This window comes from Amaricoccus sp. W119, assembly GCF_047275745.1.
Taxonomy (GTDB): Bacteria; Pseudomonadota; Alphaproteobacteria; order Rhodobacterales; family Rhodobacteraceae; genus Amaricoccus.
On record NZ_JBKQWU010000183.1, the window covers coordinates 1 to 1,059 of the forward strand.

General features: G+C 66.7%; 1 pseudogene. It reads left to right on the plus strand.

The annotated features are described in order from the left end of the window. Positions 1-325 precede the first annotated feature (325 nt). Positions 326-914, plus strand: a pseudogene (locus ACLJK8_RS22860) (transposase); the annotation flags it as partial. Positions 915-1,059: the final 145 nt, after the last annotated feature.

Here is a 1,059-nt window from a genome sequence, read left to right on the forward strand (position 1 = left end):
GTCCCTCCAAACGCCGAAGCCGGGCGTTTCGCCACCCCAACCGCTCCACGCCCGGCCCCGGCTCTCACCTCAGCTTCAGGACATCGTCTGTCAGATCAAGTGCTGACTTATACACGGTAAGCGCGAGGTTCTCGGCGTTACCACCGGGCCCTCGGAGGCGTTCGGCAGGGCGGCCGTCCACCGGACGCTCGCTATTTTCCGCCTCACCCTTCCGGACCGGGGTTCCTCCGTGGTCTCGCCGATCGCGGCCTGCGCGACGTGAAACTGGTGATCGCCGACGACCACAAGGGGCTGCGCGCCGGCTCGATCCGGGCAGGCTTCCGCCGCGACCCACCAGCGCTGCCGCGTTCATTGGCTCCGGAACGCTCTGGCCCATGCGCCGACGAAGCAGCGCACGGCGGTGACCGCGATGCTGAGGACGATCTTCGCGTGAGGCAGACCAAGGCCGAGGCCCAGTGGGCGGTCGTCGCCGATGCGCTCCGGGAGAAGTCCAAGCTCGGCGCCATGATGGATGCCTCCCNCAGACCAAGGCCGAGGCCCAGTGGGCGGTCGTCGCCGATGCGCTCCGGGAGAAGTCCAAGCTCGGCGCCATGATGGATGCCTCCCGCGACGATGTCCTCGCCTGCATGACCTTCCCTCGCGAGCACCGGGCGCGGATCGCGTCGACGAATCCGCTCGAGCGGGTCAACCGCGAGATCAAGCGCCGCGCCGATGTCATCGGCATCTTTCCGAACGACGATGCCATCATCCGCCTCGTCGGCGCGCTCGGCATGGGCCTCGGACTATGGCGGCACCATGCCTCACTGCTCGAGACCAACGACGAATGGGCCGTCGCGCGCAGGTACATGTCTCTTGAAAGCCTCGCGCGCGTCACCGAAAATCCCAACGTCAGGTTGCCTGCCGTGGCCGCCTGATCAGGCTCGGACCTCTCCGAACGTCGGCCCTCCTACACCATTTAGCTTAATCGCATTTCCTGCGCCGCTCTGGCTGGCAGGATCAGGGTTGCTTCGGACGCTGCCGGAGCCTGCCAACATGGAGGATGCGATGGGTGTGTTCGCG